The organism is Streptomyces yatensis, from assembly GCF_018069625.1.
GTDB lineage: Bacteria > Actinomycetota > Actinomycetes > Streptomycetales > Streptomycetaceae > Streptomyces > Streptomyces yatensis.
The window spans coordinates 308,136-324,743 of the sequence record NZ_CP072941.1; the positions used below are offsets into that span (position 1 = coordinate 308,136).

The following is a 16,608-nucleotide window of genomic DNA, read 5'->3' on the forward strand; positions in this document are numbered from 1 at the left end:
CGCCATGGGTGATACACACGCAGGCAAACCGCGAGGCCGCCAACGTGAGGCGGACCGCAACGACGCCCGCCTCATGCAGGCCGCGCGCGAAGTCTTCGCCGAGCGCGGCTGGGACGCACCCGTCTCGGAGATCGCCCGTCGAGCGGGCATCGGCATGGGAAGTCTCTACCGCCGCTACCCCAGCAAGGAACTACTGGCCCAGCGCATGCGGCTCGCGGGCATGGAGCAGCTCGCCACCCAGGCCCACACGGCACTCGCCGAAGAACCGGACGCGTGGGCCGCCTTCGCCCGTTTCCTGCACGACGCGTTGACGGCCCAGGGGGCGAGCGGCCCACTTCTGCCACAGGTCGGCGGGCGGCTGCCGGCCACGGACGATGTCGTGGCCGCCGCCGACCGGCTGCGAGCCGCCCTCGACGAGCTGGTGGGAGGCGCGCACCGGGCAGGCGTGCTACGTACGGATTTCACCTCCGCCGACATCCCGTTGCTGCTCGAACATCTCGCCGCGCGGATTCCCGTCACCGGCGAGCGTGCCACTGCGCTCCACCTGCGCTACCTGGACCTCGTCCTCGCCGGACTGCGCCACCCGGCCGCCGGTCAAGTCACCATCCTGCCGGGACCGGCCCCGGACTGGGCGGAGCTCAGCGAGCTGTGGAACGCGCCTGGGGGGTGACCTGTTCCCTGCCCTGGAGGCGGGGGCACAGGCGCATCCACGCCACCGGTGCGTGTCGAGTCATCGTCCGGAGATCGGCGATGTCCTCGCGAGCTGTACACCGGCCGGCACCCGGGCTCGGCGGCTTCGCCGACCAGTACCAGCACGACCACACCCGCGCCTGGGGCGAACTCATCGACAGCTTCGACGGCTTCGTCTTCCTCGTCCCCGAGTACAACCACTCCTTCCCCGGAGCCCTGAAGAACGCCCTGGACTACGTCTACCGGGAGTGGAACGACAAGGCCGCGGGGATCATCAGCTATGGCGGCTGGGCCGCCGGAGTGCGGGCTGCCGAGGCACTCCGGCTCGTCCTTGCCGAGCTTCAGGTGGCCACGGTCCGCGCCCAGCCCACCATCGCGATACGCCCCTCGTTCTCCACCGGCCTCTTCGCCCCCCAAGAGGGCCTCGACACCGCAGTCCGCGGCATGCTCGACCAACTCATCGCCTGGTCCGGCGCGTTGCGCGGGGTGCGCGAAGCCAAGACGCAGACGGCCACGGCCGCCTGAGGCCCCGTTCGTGGCCTGACCCGTGAGGGAACGTGCCACGCCATCCGAAGGCCTGCCCGGCCCCGGCGCCCGCCGGTACGCCGCCTCGTTGGGCTGATCCGACGAGGGGGTGTGGGCGTTGTCAGTCCGGCAGCAGGTTGGACACCAGGCCGCGTGTCCACTCGGGGGTCAGGGGCTGGTCGGTGAAGACCGCCCGGTAGTAGAGGGGGGCGATCACCGCGTCCGTGACGCGTTCGACGGTCGGGGTCTGATGGCCCCGGGCCTGTTCCCGTTCGAGCATGGCCTGGAGCTGTTGCCGGCGTTCGCCCGTGCAGGCGCTGGCGCCTTGGTCTCCGGCCGTGCCGATGGTGGCGCGCACCAGAGGGAGGGTGTCCGGGTCATTGAGGTCCTTGGCGAGATCGGATGCATAGCGCTCCAGATCCTCGCGGAGGCTCCCGGTGTCCGGCACCACGATGTCGCCGGAGAAACGGCTGGTCGCGACATCGGTGAGCAGTTCACCGACGGAGCCCCAGCGGCGGTAGACCGTGGTGGCGTGCACGCCCGCGCGGGCGGCCACGACCGGGATCGTCAGCAGTTCGTCGGCCTCGTCGGTGAGCAGCTCCGCGACCGCCCGGTGGACCGCCGCGCGGATGCGGGCGGAGCGGCCGCCGGGCCGGCTGCCGGTGTGAGGCGGAGGGGCGGCGCGAGTGGACATGTGACCAGTATGGCATCGATCACTGCGTTTGAAAGCAGCGATCGATGCGTTTACGGTAAGAGTGAAGCCACTAACGCATCGATCACTGCGAGAGTCCATATGTCTGCTCCACCTGCAGTCACCGCCAGGCCGCCCGCCGGGGATCCGCGCCGCGCACCGTGGAAGGGGGCCTTCCCCTACGTCGGCGCCATCCTCGTCCTCTTCCTGGCCGCCTCCAGCGCACCGTCCCCGCTCTACGCGATCTACCAGCAGCAATGGCATTTCACGGCGTGGGTGCTGTCCGTCGTCTTCGCCCTCTACGTGGTCGGCCTGCTGGGCTCGCTGCTCGTCGTCGGAGCGCTGTCGGACCATCTCGGCCGCCGACCGGTACTCGCCGCGGCGATCGGGCTGGAGATGGTCGCGCTCGTCCTGTTCTACGTCGCCGGTGATGTGTTCGTCCTGTCCGCCGCCCGGGTGCTGCAGGGCATCGCCACCGGGGCCGCGACGACCACCCTGAGCGCCACCCTCGTCGATCTCGAGCCGTCGCATGCCCGCGGCCGTGCAGGCGTCATCACCTCGGTGTCTCCCCTGACCGGACTCGCTCTGGGCGCCCTCGGCAGCGGTGTGCTGGTGGAATTCGGCCCCGCCCCGACCCGGCTGGTCTACACCCTGCTCTTCGGCGCGATGGCGCTGGCGGCGGTGATCGTCGCCCTCATGCCGGAGACATCGCTCCGCCGCCCCGGAGCCGCCGCCTCCCTGCGCCCGCGGGTCGCGATGCCCGCTCACCTGCGCGCGGACATCGTCCCGGTGGTGCCGGCGATGATCGCCGGCTGGGCCCTGGCCGGGATGTACCTCTCGCTCGGCCCGTCCGTCGCGGCCGAGCTGCTGGGGCTGCGCAGCCATCTGATCGGCGGCGTGGTGGTGACGCTCCTGACGGGTACCGGAGCGCTCGCGGTCTTCCTGCTCCGCTCCCGTCCCGCGCCGTCGCTGCTGGCCCCCTCGTCCGCACTGCTCGGACTCGGCACCCTGATATCGCTCGCCGGGGTCGCCGATGACCTCGCCTGGCTCGCCGCTGTCGGCACCGTCGTTTCGGGGCTCGGCATGGGCGCGTCGGTGCTGGCCACGTTCGGCACCTTCGCCCGGATCGCCAAGCCGCACGAGCGCAGCGAGGTCTTCGCCCTGGCGAACATCATCGCCTACCTGGGAAACAGCGTGCCCTCCGTCCTCGGCGGAATCGCGGTCACCGTCCTGGGAGTGCGGACCGCCACCGGGATCTACGCGCTGGCGATCGCGGTGATCGCCGCCACCGCCCTCGTCCTGCGCCTGAGCCGGACACGGGCGGAGCGCCGTGCCGTCGTGGCCCGGGCGGCCGAGGCGCCGACGGCCACGGAGGCCCCGGCGACCGCCGAGGCTCCGGCGACCGCCGAGGCTCCGGCGACCGTCGCTTCATGCCACTGAACCGATACACCGTTTACCATCTGGAACAGAGCCAAGGAGACACCGTGACGACCGCGAGCAGGTCCAGGAAGCACCTCGAGGTTCAGCGATCGGACCACACGACGATCCGGTACACGGCCAGCGGTCCGGCCGGAGGGCCGACGCTGGCTCTCATCCACGGCTGGGCGTGCAACCGCGGCGACTACGACGCGGTCACCGACCATCTGCCCGAGGACTACCGCGTCCTCGCCATCGACCTCGCCGAGCACGGCGCGTCGCGATCGACGCGGGACATCTGGACCATGGAAGAGTTCGCCCGCGACGTGGCGGCAGTACTGGAGGCCGAGTCGGTGGACACGTGCGTCGTGGCCGGGCACTCCCTCGGCGGGGCCGTCGCCGTCGAGGTCGGCCGGCTGCTCCCCGACACCGTCTCGCATGTGGTCGCCCTCGACGCACTGCACTACCTGTCCCTGTTCCCCGCGCAGAGCGAAGAACAGACCGAGGCGATGGTGAGCATGTTCCGTGAGGACTTCCCCGCAGGGGTGCGAGGCCTCGTCGAGGGAGGTTCGCCGGCCGGGACCGACCCGGCCCTCAAGGACACGTACTTCGAGAAGATGGTCGCGGTGCGGCAGCCCGCGGGGCTGCGCTCCATCGAGGGTCTGATGCGCTGGGACATGGACGCGGCGCTACGGGAGACCAAGCAGCCGATCACCGTGTTCGCCATACGTGCCCTGGTGACGCAAGAAGCGATCGACCGCTATGGCGACCGCTTCGACATCGTGCCCATCGACCTGGGCAGCCACCACTTCCCGGTGGAGGCACCCGAAGGCACAGCGAACCTTCTGGCCGGCGTGGGCACCGAGTAGCAACGAGCGTGCTGCGGCCCGGCCTCCAGGCCCTCCATCCCTGGAGCTAGTGCTGTGACCGGGACACGATCACAGGGTTGGTGGTGGTCGCGTGTTCGGTGCGGGGAGGTGATGATGAGGGTATGACCGTCAGCTCTCGCGCCCAGTCGTTCGATGGAGCCGCGGCTCAGTACGCGGCGAGTCGGCCTTCGTATCCAGCCCCGCTCTTCGACTGCATCGAGGAGTTCGCGGGCTGTCGTTTGGCGGGTGCCCGCGTCGCTGATGTCGGCGCGGGTACCGGAATCGCCAGCGTGCTGCTGCGGGAGCGAGGTGCTGATGTGATCGCTGTCGAGCCGGGTGAGGCCATGGCTGGTGAGTTCCACCAGGCGCTCCCGGGAGTGCCGATCGTGAGGGGTGACGGTAACGCTCTGCCGCTGGCCGAGGCTTCCTGCAACCTCATCACTTATGCCCAGTCCTGGCAGTGGACCGATCCCGGCCGGTCTGTCCCGGAGGCGTTGCGCGTCCTGCGAGCGGGCGGTGCGCTGGCGATCTGGTGGAACACCACGGCCTTCGACGTGCCGTGGATCCGCGAGCAGCACGGGCGTATCGCGCACCACTGCGGGGTGAAGGGAAGGTCTGCGGTGCGCCCTTCGGACCGTGATGCCATCCGGCTGGCGGGGCTCACGGGGCTGCGGGTCGAGCGCCGTCAAGTGCGCTGGAGCCGCACCGTCTCCTTGGACACGCATCTCGCCAACATTGGCAGCCGATCGGCATTCCTCGTGCTTGAAGAGGCTGACCGTCAGGCGTTTTTCGTTGACGAGCGTGAGCGACTGGGCAGGATTTTCCCCCGCGAGGAGGTGGAAGAGACCTACGTGGTCGATCTCCTCGTCGCGCTCCGTCCCTGACGTGGTGCGGCCGCGGCGGGGCGGCACGCTCATGCAGCCGAGGCGAGTGGCCGGCCGCCCCAGCGGATGCCTTGCACCTCGCCGGCGTGCGCCGACACGTCCTCGACCATGTCCAGGGCGAAGACCTGAGCCGGCTCACCAAAGTGCTGCAGCGCATCGCCACTGACCCCTGACTCGTGTGGCATGCGCGCTTTGAGGGCCCGCCGGGCGAGCGTCGGCGCGGTCGACGGCCACTCGCCCCGGCGGGCCTGGAGCGGTCAGCGCACGGTCAGGCGCCGCAGGCGTGACCCGGCCGCATGTGCCGATCCGTCGACCTCGAGGCTGACGTAGCGGGCCGTCCCGGAGGTGGTCAGCCCGCGCACACGGCCCCGGCCGGTGAGGGTCCCGGCGTCCCGGTAGGTGATGCCGTCCATGCTGAGGCCGACCTTCGTGCCCGGCACCGTGCCCGCCGTCCACTCGGTCTCCACCAGGCGGACCGGGCGGGCCGCGCCGAGGTCCACGACCATGCGGCCGCGTGTGCCCGGTGTCCACGCGGTGCGGCTGTCGCCGTCCACCGCCGCCGCGGGGTCGGACATGCCCTCCGGCAGCGGGCTCGTGGGAAAGACGGTCCTGCCAAGAGCCAGGTCGTCGTGCGGATGGGCGGCCGCGCCGGCCAGGACGACGGTGATCGTCCGGCCCGCTCGGACGACGGCGACCTGACTGCGCCCCTGGGCCCGGACGCGCAGGGTGCAGGAGGCCCCGGACAGGCGCACGGTCGCTCCGTCGACGACCTGGACCCGCAGGCCCGACGGCAGGGGTCGGCTCGTGAGGGGGGTGAGCGTGAAGCGCGGGGGCAGTACGGCCGCCGTGGCGGCGGGCAGCGCTGCCTCGAAGGACATGCCGTCGGCGGTCAGCCACTGCGTGCCCTCGAAGACCACCGTGTCCGTGCCGGTGCGCGGGATCGTGATCCGCGTCCTGACGGGCTCCCCGGAGAGGTTGAACAGGGTCAGGTGCCCGTCCGTCAGCGTCGTGCGCACCGCGGTGTTCTCCGCCGTGGGCGCGGTCCCCCGGGAGATCGCGCGCAGCTTCCCGGCCGACGTGCCGGGGAAGCCCTCGACGAGGAGGGGTGCCGCCGGACCGTCGCCGAGGACGATCGTGTCGTCGTAGACGCCGATCGGGTTCCGGCCCTCACGCACCACGAGCCCGGCGCGTCCCTCGACATCGAGCCAGCCGCCACGGCTGCTCACCGCCGGGCTCGGCCCGGTCGCCAGGTCGCTCCAGTCCCGGCCGTCCGTGGAGCCCTGGACGCGGTAGGCGCGGCCGGCCGCCGATTCCCAGCGCAGGGTGACCCGGTCGATCCGGCGCTCGGCGCCGAGGTCGACGGCCAGCCAGCTGTCGGCACGCGGACGGTCGGCCTTGGACACCGCCCAGCGGGTGGCCGCGTCGCCGTCGACCGCGAGCGGCGCGCCCTTGCCCGCGTCGGCGGACGAGGCGGTGGCGGACCCGCCACGCGCGAGGTCCGCGCCCTGGGCCCCGTCGCGCACCTCGAAGGCGTACAGGGAGTACCCGTAGGCCGGGTCGGGCCGCACGCCGAGCATACGGACGTGGCGCACCGTCGTGGGGGTGAAGCCAAGGTCGTCGACCCGTCCGGCGGGTGTGCCGGTGGCGGTGTCGCGGGCGCGGACGGTCGCCTCGCCCTCCTCGAAGCGGTAGGTGCGCGCGCCGTCGAGCCCCGGCATACCGGGCATCGTCAGGTTGTGCACCTCGAGGTGGCCCTCCGCGTCGGCGGTGCCGCCGCTCGCGTAGACGATCGAGCCCGTCGGGAGCGTCGCGAACCCGGCCCAACCGCCGCCCAGGCGCAGCAGCGTCGCGCTGCCGTCGAAGCCGTCGCGCAGGGACTCGTATACGCGCACGGTGCGGCCCTGGATCTTCGCGGCGGTGGCGGGCAGGAACATCGGGGTGGCGCCACCGATCCGGAACAGCCAGTCGTCGTGCCCCGGCTGCCAGGCGAACTTCACGAACCCGGGCTTGGTCACGGCACCGGCCCACGCGGTGCGCGACTGGTGCGACACCAGTCCGGGGCCGGTTCCGAAGTCCGTGACACCGGAGGCCCGCGCGAACATCTCCTCGCGCGAGAGCGCCTCGACCGGGCGCCCGGACGCCGCCGCCCACACATGCAACAGGTAGCTGATGGCGATCTCGGCGCGTGCCTCCGGCTCGTACTTCGGCTCCCCCGAGAACTTCGCCAACCGGTGCTCGGGCGGGTACTGCTGGTACGCCTCCAGCCGCGATGCCAGCTCCCGCTCGGCGCGCGCCGCGGCCCGGTCGCGCATCACCTGGGAGAGGAAGGCGAGCGGGATGACGTCCCTGCCGTAGAGGTGCTCGCGGTCCTCGACCATCGGCATCAGCGGTTCGCCCGCGTCGCTCATGACGCCCAGCAGGGTGCGCCACAGCGGCTGGGCGTTCGGCTGCCGGGCGAGGACCTGCGGGAGGGGGCGTCCGGCGGCCAGGAAGTGCGCGGCGTTGCGGCCGGAGGTGCGCCACAGCTCCTCTTGGTAGTGCGGGCCGAAGGAGCCGTGGTTCTCGACGATGAAGGTGTCGTACAGATTGCGGGCGGTGTTCTCGGAGACGGCGACGCCGTCCACGCGGGCGGGGTTGGCGAGGTCGGCGGGCGGCAGCCCCGCCTCGTTGCGCGACCAGATGCCGTACCACGTGGCCCAGTCGGCGGCGCGGCGGTCGTCGTGGGCCCATGCGAGCGCCGGAGCGAGGGTCTGCGCGTACAGGCCCATCTCCTCCAGCTTGGTGTCGCCGACGTGTCCGCCGCTCGTGCCGTTCGGCGTCCAGTCGCCCGAGGCGGGGTCGTCGCCGCTGCCCAACGACGCGGTGTAGGCGGCCTGTTCGCGGACGATGGTCTCGACGTTGCGCCGCGTCGCGGTGTCGAGGTCCTTCCACAGCAGCCGGGCGGCCAGGATGAAGTACGACTGGAAGGTGGTGTCGAAGAAGAGCGTGCGGCCCCATTCGTCACCGCCGGTGAGCCGGTTCGACGCGGCGAAGTGACGGATCGTGGCGAGCGTGCGCCGCTCGAGGGTCTCCCGGTCGGTGCCCGCGCGCGCCGCGTCGTAGGTTCCGTGGGTGAGCAGGACCGCGTTGCCGAGGACCACGGCGAACCCGAAGTCCTTGGCGCGGTAGTGGCCCTGGGCCTCGTCCCACTGCGTCTCGGACCACCGGGTGTGGTCCAGGAGCACCCGCAGGTAGGTGGCCGCGACGGGGTCGGGCGGGGCGTCCGTGCGGCCGGACGCCGCGTGGGCGCTCGCGGCCGCGGTGAGCGGGGGCAGGGCGGCCAGCGCGCCCGTGAGACCGGCGAGGTGCAGGAAGCGGCGGCGGTCGAGGGGCAGGGGCTGATGCGACACGGGGCGATACCTCACGGGCTGGACAACGTTGTCAGAGGAGGGGTGGCGCACATTCTTCGGCGGTCCCGGTCCGCGCGTCAACGGGTGCGACGTCAGCCGTTCAGCGGATTTCGCGGGGGCCGTCCGTGCGGCCGGGGTGTTCCGGACAGGTCTCGTCGACCGGTGGGGGCGGGGCCGCCCACCGGCCTGGGCAGGGGCCGTGCGGCGATCCGGACCGCCGGCCGTGTCACATCAGAAGCCTGAGCCATCTCAGCTTCGCCGCCGCCTGGTACGGCCCGCCGCCCTCATGGCCGTTGAAGTCGTACACCTCGATGGACTTCTCCTCGTGGGCCCAGGCGTTGAAGGCCGCGAACACGGTGGACGGCGGACACGTCTCGTCCTCGAGGGCGGTGGAGAAGAGCGCGGGCGCCCGGCCACGAGCGGCGAAGTGCACGCCGTCGAAGTAGGAGAGCGTGCGCAGCGCTTCCTCGGTACGACCGCGATGCGTGCGCAGGAACAGGCCGATCTCCCGGTACGGGGCCGCGTCCGTCAGGGTGACGGCGCGCGGGAAGTCGCACAGGAACGGCACGTCCGGGGCGACCGCCAGCAGGTCGGGGACCAGCCCTCCCACCGCGAGGGAGATCCCGCCGCCCTGGCTCTCCCCGATGACCGCCGTACGGGAGGCGTCGATGAGCGGATGCGTGCGGGCGGCCTCCACCGCCCGCACGGCATCGGTGAACACCCGCCGGTAGTAGTAGTTCTCCGGCGCGTCCATCCCGCGGGTCATGAATCCCGGGTAGGCGGGGGCGGCGCCCACCGGGTCCGGGGTGGCTCCCCCGCCGCCCCAGCCGCTGCCCTGGCCGCGGGTGTCCATCACGAAGTGCGCCCGGCCGGTGGAGGCCCAGAGCAGATGCTCATGGGGCAGCCCCCGCCCGCCTCCGTACCCCACGAACTCCACGACCAGCGGCACCGGTTCGGCGGCCTCCGCGGGCAGGGTCAGCCACCCCTTCACCGGGTGGCCGCCGAAGCCTGCGAACGTGGCGTCGTACACCCGCACCGTGACAAGGCCCGTGTCGACGGGCTCGAAGCGGGCGTCGAGGTCGTGCTGCCGGGCCTCCGTCAGAGTGGCGGACCAGAACGCGTCGAAGTCGTCCGGTTCGGCGGAGGCGCCGCGGTAGCGGTGCAGCTGTTCGCGTGGAAGGTCGAAGAGCGCCATGCGGGACTGTCTTCCTCAGGGGGCGGGTGGTCGGGCGGTGGGTGCTCCGGGTCCGGCGGGGACCGTGTCTATCCGCGGGCCATCGCGATGGACCCGGCGAGGCGTTCGCCGGCTTCGTAGATCATGTACGGGACGCCGTGGTCCGTGCCGAAGGAGGGGGCCGCGGCCCGGCCGTTCTCGGGCGCCGATGAATGGGAGTTGTAGAAGACGCCGAGGTGCTTGCGGAGCGAGAAGTCCTTGCCCACCTCGGTGATCATGAGGTCGCCGCCGCTCGCCTTGTCCTTGTTGTAGACGACGAACGCGGAGCCGCCGCGGGTCAGCAGGTGCGGGCCGCCGACGTTGACCGCGCCGACGTCCGAGTGGCGCACCAGCGGCGTCTGCGCGAAGGTCCAGTTGCGGCCGTCCGCGGACCAGCCCCAGCCGATGTCGCGGTGGTCGGTGGTGTTGTTGGTCATGAACAGCATGACGTAGTGGGCGCCACGCGAGGGCAGGTCGTACGGGAACACCCGGGCGTAGGACGTCTCGGTGGTGCCGGCGGGCATCATGGACGTGTTCAGGACCACCTTGTCGTAGGTGAAGTGGATCCCGTCCTTCGAACGGGCGAGGCGGGTGGTGGTGTTCTCGCCGTGGAAGTACAGCCAGAACTCCTTGACGTCCTCCTTCCACAGCACATGCGGCGAGGAGACGTGGCTGACCGAGTAGTGCGGGTCCCATCTGTTGGACACGATCGGGTTGGACGGGTACTCGGTGAACGGGCCCTCCAGGGAGTTGCCGTAGGCCAGGCAGATGCCGCCCGGCGCGTCGTGCGGCGCGTAGTAGAGGTAGTACCGGCCCAGGGGGTTGGCCAGCTTGTCGTAGACCCCGCGGATGGTGGGGAAGATGATCTCGCCGGTGGGGTTGTACTTCAGCTGCGACGGGGTGAGCAGCGTGCGGACGTAGGCGTAGTCGGGGAATCCGCCGGGCGCGGCCGAGGCGGACGGCGTGGCCGAGGCGGACGGTATGGCCAGCCCGCCGACGGTGAGCGCCGCGCCGGACACGGCGGTGGCGCGCAGGAACATACGGCGGTCGAGGCCGGGCTGCGGCTCGGGCATGATCGGCTCCTTGGGTCGGATACTGCGGGTTCGATGGCCGGGGGTTTGCGCGGCCGGGGTTCGGTGGCCGGGGATTCGGTGGCTATGGGGTGGGATGGCCGCGCGGGCCGGTCGAGGCGGGGTGGGGCAAGTCGGCTTCGGTCACAGCTCGGTGAAGGCGGTGACGCACAGACCGCCGAAGGCCACGGCCCATACGTACGGCAGGGTGCGCAGCATCACCTGGTGCGGGGAGACGCCCGCGTACTGGGCGCTCCACACGGTCTGGGTGCTGGTCGGGTCGGACACGCCGAAGACCTGGTTGTACGAGGCGGTCATGCCGAGGACGGCGACGGCCGGGTAGATGCCGGTGGCGACGAGGACGCCCGCGATGCCGGCGCCGAGGCCGAAGACGTTCAGCGGGCCGCGGAACAGGCACAGCGGCACCAGCAGCGTGAAGACGAGGATGAACAGGACGGTGTTCTGCGGGCTGACGGCCTTGACGAGGGGCTGCAGGGCGTCGACGGCGCCGGGCAGCTTGACCGCGGCGAGCAGGATGCCGATCGCCACGAAGAGGGTGATGGGCGGGGCGGCCACCTCGAATCCGCCGTAGAGGGTGCGCAGCAGGCGGCGGTTCATCTCCCGCGGCCGGGTCGTGGTCACCAGCGCGTACAGCACGCCGCCGAGGAGCGAGGGGATGATGGCCACGTCCAGGCCGAGGGCGAGGGTGAGCGGGACCGCCGGGGTGAGCAGGGCGTACCAGGGGGCGTCGCCGAGCCGCCGACGACGGTCGCCGCGCGAGGGCCTGGCCTGCACCGCCTTCAGCGACCAGGTGTGCTCGACACCGCGGCGCCGGGACTCCACGAGGACGTAGGCGACGGCGGCCACCAGCGCGAACGGGAACAGTTTCACCATGAAGCCGCGCACCGTGTCGACGGGCAGGTCCAGGGCGGTGGAGAAGAACTGCCACACCGGCAGCTCGAACGGCACACCCACGGCGATCCCCATGAGGACCGTGCCCGCCGCGGTCACCTTGGGAATGCCGACCGCGATCATCGCGGGGATGCCGATCAGACCGGCGAGCATCGCGGCGGGCGCCGATCCGGTCACGGTGCCGACCACCGCGGACACGGCGAGCACACCGAGCGCCACGAACACCGGCCGGTCGCCGCCGAATTCGACGATCTTACGGACCAGGGTGCCCGCGATACCGGTCTCCTCCAGGAGCTTCCCGAGCCACGAGCCGAGCAGGATCGCGATCATCGTGGCGGCGAGCGCGGGAGCCCCCTCCTGGAGCACCGTGTCGAGCACGCTGCCCTTGCCGGTGAGCGGCGCGTCCGCCAGGAACGCGATCACCACGGCGAGCAGCACCAGGGCGAACGCCGTGGGCAGCTTGCGGGTGAGCATGGCGGCGACTCCCGCCGCCATGACGAGCAGAATGACGACACCCATCGTTCAGTTCTCGCTTTCGCAGGACACGGCGGCGGCCAGCGCCTCCGTGAGCAGCAGTGGGCTGCGGCCCAGGCCGCAGGCGGCGTGGGCGTAGGCGTGCGCGGCGACCTCGTCCGCGCCCGCGACGTACGCGTACAGGCGGCGCCGTCCGAACCGCAGTGCCGTGTGGCCCAGTGCGCGCTTGAACTCGGCGCGCACCGCGGTGTGGTGGAGCCAGGCGTGTGCCTGCTCGTGGGCGAGGGCGGCGGCGCGTACCGACCCCTCCGGGAACCAGTGGCGCCAGCCGCGCTCGGCGACCAGCCGCTCGGCCCGCTCCACGGTGTCGGTGTACACCTCGACCACCGGCGGCCGGGAACGGTACCGGGCCAGCAGCCCGGCGGCCAGCCCGCCGTCCCGCTCCACGACCCGCACGGTCGCGGCCCGCGGGGTCATCCGGTGGCCGAACTCCGTTGCCGCCACTGCCCAGTGGCGCAGCAGCACGGGGTCGCGGCCCTCGTGGGTGGGTGTCCCTCCGAGCAGCCGTACCGCGAGGTCAACGTCGGGGTCGGCGCTCATGTCCGCGACTCCACGACGGCGACGACCGGCTCCGCGGCGCCGCGCGGACGCAGCTCGGCGCGGGCCAGGGCGAGCAGCGCCTCGGGCTCCAGGACACCGGAGAGGTCCGCGATCCGGCCGCCCACCAGGAGCCGTACGGCCGGGGCCCGTACGCCTCCGTCGCCGTAGGAGGTCGTGTCGCGGACCAGTGCGGCGAGCGCCTCGCCGGAGCCCTCGACCGTCATGGTCGCCACCCGCGCGTCCGCCGCGCCGAGCCGCACCACACCGTCCGCGTCCACCACCCGCACCGGATGGCGGTCCGCCCGCAACCGGCGCCGCACCTCGGTGCCGTACACCGTGTACGCGTCCGTGCCGGCGAGCGTCCGCACACGGGTCTCGGGGGTCTTGAGGCTGGTGGCGGCGGCGCGCAGCCGCTCGTCGGCATCGGCGCGGTGCGCCCGGTCCTGGGTGCGCAGCTCGGTGGCGCCGGTCGCGACCGCCCGCACGGTGTTGGTCTGCGGGTCGACGGTCACCTCCACCTCGACACCGTCGGCGGCGGCGCCCTGGGCGACGACGGCCCGCTCGGCCTCGGCGCGTACCGCGAGGATCTGTTCCTGGGTGGCGCCGGGCACGATGCGCTCGACCTGCTCGCGCACCAGCGCGAGCGCCACCCCGATGGGGCTGATGACCTCGCTGTGGCGGGCGATGCGTCCTTCGAGCCCGGCGGAGGCGGCCAGGTGCGGAGTCACCGCCGCCGCTCCCCCGCCGCCGCCCACGAGGAGGGCGGTGTCGCGGTCCAGGCGGTAGTCGCGCATCATGGCGTCCACCACGGACTTGACCTGCTCTGTCCCCGCGTCGAGCACCGACCGCGCCGCACCGGCCACGTCCGTGCCGAGGGTGGCGGCCAGTGGGGCGAGGGCGGCCCGCGCGACCTCCTGGTCGCTGCGTGCGAAGTCCTCCTCCCCGACCCGTCCGAGCGCGTTCGCCGCGCAGGTCATGGTCACCGCGAACCGGCCGCCCGCCGCGTCGAGGACCACGTAGTCGTCCGGGTCGCCGGCCATCGGCCGCACCATCGCCACCCGGGCGTCCCGCAGTTGGTCGAGCGAGGCGAAGCAGGCGTAGGGCAGGCCCGCGATGTGCGCGCTGCGCGGACCGACGCCGGCCACCTGCCCGCGGGAGATCCGCACCATGGAGCCGCCGCCGACGCCGACCGTGCGGACGTCGAGTGCGCTCAGATAGGAGGTCTTGCCGAGGATCGTCGCGTGGCGCACCGCCACCTTTCCGCGCCGCACCACGCTGATGTCGGTCGAGGTGCCGCCCGTCTCCAGGAACACGCCCTCGCTGACCCGCTCCTGCATCAGCGCCCCGGCGACGCCCGCCGCCGGGCCCGACAGGATCGTCAGCAGCGGACGCCGGCGCATCTCGTCCAGCGACATCACACCGCCGTCGCAGCGCATCACCATCAGCGGCGCGGTCACCCCGGCCTTGGTGATGGACGCGTCCACCAGATCGGCCGTGGCCAGCATCCGCGGCAGGATGGCGGCGTTGACCACCGCCGTCCGGGTCCGTTTGTGCAGCCCGTACATCGAGGTGATCTCGTGGGCCGCGGCCAGCGGCAGCCCCGTGGGCCGCGCCACGTCGAGCACGGCCTGTTCGCCCTCGGGCCGGTCCACCCCGAACGGCTCGGTGGCGACGAGGACCTCGGCCCCCTCGGCGCGCACCCGCTCCACGGCCGTGCGCACCTCGGCCTCCGCGGACGGGTCGGCCACGTGCGCGTACACCAGCGGAAGTCGCTTGCCGGGGGTGAGTTCGAGCTTGCCGAAGGCGGCGAGCCGCCGGGTGATCATCGCGCCGGGCCCGCCGCCGATCCCGATCAGCCCGACCGTGGCCACATCGCCCTCCAGCAGGGCGTTGGTGGCCTGGGTGGTGCCGTGTGCCAGGAACACGACGTCGCCGGCCGTCCGGTCGACCTTCGCCAGCAGCTGTTCGAGGGCCTGGACGATGCCGTGGGCGACACCGTCCTCGTGGTGGTGGCTGGTGGGCACCTTCACCTGGCCCACCAGGGTGAGCGTGACGGCGTCGACCGCCACGGCATCGGTGAACGTGCCACCCACGTCGATGCCGACGCGGATGCGGCGGTCTGGAGTCATGGCGGGCACCTCCTTGTGTGTTGACGTGCTTCAGGTGGTCCAGGACGGGGGCCGGAAGTGCTGTCGGACGGGGTCAGTAGCCGCGGACGTCGGGCCAGCGGCGCTGCACACCCGCCCGGTCCAGGAGGCGGCCGAACTCCTCGAACCGCTTGTCCTCGGCCTGCACCTGGTGGGGCTCCACACCCTCGTCCAGGCAGTGCGCGGCGAGCGCGCCCGCGATCTCGCCGATGTTCCACTCGACCGGGTGCAGCCGGTAGCAGCCGTTGGTGATGTGGGTGGTGCCGGTGTTCTTTCCGGCGGGCAGCAGGTTGCGCACCCGGCGCGGCACCAGCGCGCCGAGCGGGATCTCGAACGGTACGGAGCCGATGTCGATGTAGCTGTCGCCGCCCGTGGAGGGGTGCAGGTCGATGCGGTAGCCGCCCACGCCGACCGAGTCGCGGTAGCGGGTCCTGCCGTAGGGGCCGACCACGTCGATCGCGACGTCCTGTTCGACGACGGTGGTCACCGCCTTGATGCGCCGCGACTCGCGTACGTAGGCCGCCTTGGCCAGACCGTCCGCGGTGCCGGTGACGTCCGGGCGGATGCGCAGCCCCGGGAAGCCGGTGCCGCCGTCCGCCCGTGGCGCCTCCGTCTGCAGCCAGTACAGCACCGACAGCGACAACTGGCGGGCCTCGTGCAGGGCTTCGGCCTCCTGGCCGATGTACGGCTTGAGCCAGTAGTCGTTCAGCGGCCAGTTGACGAGGGTGATGTCCGAGCCGAAGGCGCCCGGCCGGTGCAGTCCGCGGGCGAGGATCCGGCGGAATCCCCACAGCTCCTTGTCCCCGGCGTCGGCGCTCTGGTCGGCGCTGACCGCCAGCGGGTCGAGGTCCGGGTTGGGCACGAAGGTGCGGGGCACGGACTCCAGGGTGCGCGGGTCGGGCGCCTCGAAGCCGAGCAGCGGACCCGGCCAGAAGTCGGGCCGGTAGGAGCGCCAGAAGTCGTAGTCCGCGGGCCGCTCCACGGTGTGGTCCTCGCCCTCGTGGTGCGAGAGCGCGAAACACACGGTGATGCCCTGCTGGTTCTCGGGCCGCGCCACGGCGGGCGCGTGCGGCTCGCCGAACTCGTCCTGCGCCTCGGCCCCGTTGGCATGCTCCACACCGGCGAGGTCGAGCAGTTCACCGGTCTCCGTGGCATCGACGACGTACCGGGCGGTGAACGTGGTCAGCCCACCGGAGCGCAGGTCGCGCACGGTCACCGCGCGGATCATGTCGCCGTCCGTCTCCGCGGAGACGGCGCGGTGCTCGGTCAGGACGGTCAGCAGGCCCGCGGCCCGGTACGGGGCGAGCATGCCCTCGAGGACGGCGAGCGCCACCCGCGGCTCATGGCACAGCTTGCTGACCCGGCCGGCGCCCGGGTTCAGCTCGGTGAGCGCCAGCGCCTCGGAGCGCAGCGGGTACCACTGCCGGTAGTAGGCGCGGATCCCCTCGCGCAGCGCCCGGTACGTCGCCGTCGTACCGAACTGCTCCACCCAGGGGTGCTCGTCCGGCGGCACCGCCTGCGCGGTGAGCTGACCGCCGATCCAGTCCGTCTCCTCGGTCATCACCACACGCCGGCCCGCCCGGCAGGCGCCGAGCGCGGCGGCGACCCCGCCGAGGCCGCCACCGACGATCAGGATGTCCGGTTCCGCTATCACGCTGCTCCTTGGGGGTCGTATCCGAACCGCGGTATCCGAAACGCGGTGTGCGAACCGCGGTGTGCGTCAGGGGG

General features: G+C 72.3%; 13 protein-coding genes. 5 read left to right on the forward strand and 8 right to left on the reverse strand.

Annotation, left to right across the window (positions count from 1 at the left end):
- The first annotated feature begins 4 nt into the window (after positions 1 to 4).
- Positions 5 to 670, forward strand: coding sequence for a TetR/AcrR family transcriptional regulator (locus tag J8403_RS01475; protein WP_211121448.1), 666 nt, complete (start codon positions 5 to 7; stop codon positions 668 to 670).
- 80 nt (positions 671 to 750) lie between these two features.
- Positions 751 to 1,215, forward strand: a complete 465-nt coding sequence (locus tag J8403_RS01480) for an NADPH-dependent FMN reductase (protein ID WP_211121449.1) — start codon at positions 751 to 753, stop codon at positions 1,213 to 1,215.
- 121 nt (positions 1,216 to 1,336) lie between these two features.
- Here the strand turns inward: J8403_RS01480 and J8403_RS01485 are convergent, their stop codons facing one another.
- Positions 1,337 to 1,909 (reverse strand): TetR-like C-terminal domain-containing protein, encoded by a 573-nt coding sequence (locus J8403_RS01485; RefSeq protein WP_211121450.1) that lies wholly within the window; start codon positions 1,907 to 1,909, stop codon positions 1,337 to 1,339.
- A gap of 99 nt (positions 1,910 to 2,008) precedes the next feature.
- On the opposite strand from J8403_RS01485, the gene J8403_RS01490 reads away from it, so the two are divergent.
- The 3 genes from J8403_RS01490 (at position 2,009) to J8403_RS01500 (ending at position 5,075) form a co-directional block, all read left to right on the forward strand.
- On the forward strand, positions 2,009 to 3,346 hold the full coding sequence (locus tag J8403_RS01490; protein ID WP_211121451.1) for an MFS transporter: 1,338 nt from the start codon (positions 2,009 to 2,011) through the stop codon (positions 3,344 to 3,346).
- A 44-nt stretch (positions 3,347 to 3,390) separates the two neighbouring features.
- Positions 3,391 to 4,191, forward strand: coding sequence for an alpha/beta fold hydrolase (locus J8403_RS01495; protein ID WP_211121452.1), 801 nt, complete (start codon positions 3,391 to 3,393; stop codon positions 4,189 to 4,191).
- A gap of 122 nt (positions 4,192 to 4,313) precedes the next feature.
- Complete coding sequence (locus tag J8403_RS01500) at positions 4,314 to 5,075, forward strand: class I SAM-dependent methyltransferase (RefSeq protein WP_211121453.1); 762 nt, start codon at positions 4,314 to 4,316, stop codon at positions 5,073 to 5,075.
- A 257-nt stretch (positions 5,076 to 5,332) separates the two neighbouring features.
- Here J8403_RS01500 and J8403_RS01505 read toward each other — a convergent pair whose 3' ends face one another.
- The 7 genes from J8403_RS01505 to J8403_RS01535 form a co-directional block, all read right to left on the reverse strand.
- The gene (locus tag J8403_RS01505) at positions 5,333 to 8,464 is read right to left on the reverse strand and encodes a discoidin domain-containing protein (protein ID WP_211121454.1); all 3,132 of its coding nucleotides are present in this window, start codon (positions 8,462 to 8,464) and stop codon (positions 5,333 to 5,335) included.
- Between the two features lie 226 nt (positions 8,465 to 8,690).
- On the reverse strand, positions 8,691 to 9,659 hold the full coding sequence (locus J8403_RS01510) for an acetylxylan esterase (RefSeq protein ID WP_211121455.1): 969 nt from the start codon (positions 9,657 to 9,659) through the stop codon (positions 8,691 to 8,693).
- 68 nt (positions 9,660 to 9,727) lie between these two features.
- A complete protein-coding gene (locus J8403_RS01515; protein WP_211121456.1) occupies positions 9,728 to 10,750 on the reverse strand; it encodes a glycoside hydrolase family protein in 1,023 nt (340 codons plus the stop codon).
- 141 nt (positions 10,751 to 10,891) lie between these two features.
- Positions 10,892 to 12,178 (reverse strand): TRAP transporter large permease subunit, encoded by a 1,287-nt coding sequence (locus tag J8403_RS01520; RefSeq protein WP_211121457.1) that lies wholly within the window; start codon positions 12,176 to 12,178, stop codon positions 10,892 to 10,894.
- A 3-nt stretch (positions 12,179 to 12,181) separates the two neighbouring features.
- Positions 12,182 to 12,733 carry a hypothetical protein gene (locus J8403_RS01525; protein WP_211121458.1) on the reverse strand — a complete coding sequence of 184 codons (552 nt, stop codon included), beginning with the start codon at positions 12,731 to 12,733 and terminating at the stop codon, positions 12,182 to 12,184.
- Entirely contained in the window at positions 12,730 to 14,862 is a 2,133-nt protein-coding gene (locus J8403_RS01530) for a hydantoinase/oxoprolinase family protein (RefSeq protein ID WP_211121459.1), read from the reverse strand. The genes J8403_RS01525 and J8403_RS01530 overlap by 4 nt, the downstream gene beginning before the upstream one ends.
- 73 nt (positions 14,863 to 14,935) lie before the next feature.
- The gene (locus tag J8403_RS01535; protein ID WP_211121460.1) at positions 14,936 to 16,534 is read right to left on the reverse strand and encodes an FAD-dependent oxidoreductase; all 1,599 of its coding nucleotides are present in this window, start codon (positions 16,532 to 16,534) and stop codon (positions 14,936 to 14,938) included.
- Positions 16,535 to 16,608: the final 74 nt, after the last annotated feature.

Excerpts from the sequence above, each read along its gene's own strand:
- J8403_RS01515 (WP_211121456.1), bottom strand. The coding sequence starts at position 10,750 with ATGCCCGAGCCGCAGCCCGGCCTCGACCGCCGTATGTTCCTGCGCGCC.
- J8403_RS01510 (WP_211121455.1), bottom strand. The coding sequence starts at position 9,659 with ATGGCGCTCTTCGACCTTCCACGCGAACAGCTGCACCGCTACCGCGGC.
- J8403_RS01475 (WP_211121448.1), top strand. The coding sequence starts at position 5 with ATGGGTGATACACACGCAGGCAAACCGCGAGGCCGCCAACGTGAGGCG.
- J8403_RS01520 (WP_211121457.1), bottom strand. The coding sequence starts at position 12,178 with ATGGGTGTCGTCATTCTGCTCGTCATGGCGGCGGGAGTCGCCGCCATG.
- J8403_RS01530 (WP_211121459.1), bottom strand. The coding sequence starts at position 14,862 with ATGACTCCAGACCGCCGCATCCGCGTCGGCATCGACGTGGGTGGCACG.
- J8403_RS01485 (WP_211121450.1), bottom strand. The coding sequence starts at position 1,909 with ATGTCCACTCGCGCCGCCCCTCCGCCTCACACCGGCAGCCGGCCCGGC.
- J8403_RS01525 (WP_211121458.1), bottom strand. The coding sequence starts at position 12,733 with ATGAGCGCCGACCCCGACGTTGACCTCGCGGTACGGCTGCTCGGAGGG.
- J8403_RS01480 (WP_211121449.1), top strand. The coding sequence starts at position 751 with ATGTCCTCGCGAGCTGTACACCGGCCGGCACCCGGGCTCGGCGGCTTC.
- J8403_RS01500 (WP_211121453.1), top strand. The coding sequence starts at position 4,314 with ATGACCGTCAGCTCTCGCGCCCAGTCGTTCGATGGAGCCGCGGCTCAG.
- J8403_RS01490 (WP_211121451.1), top strand. The coding sequence starts at position 2,009 with ATGTCTGCTCCACCTGCAGTCACCGCCAGGCCGCCCGCCGGGGATCCG.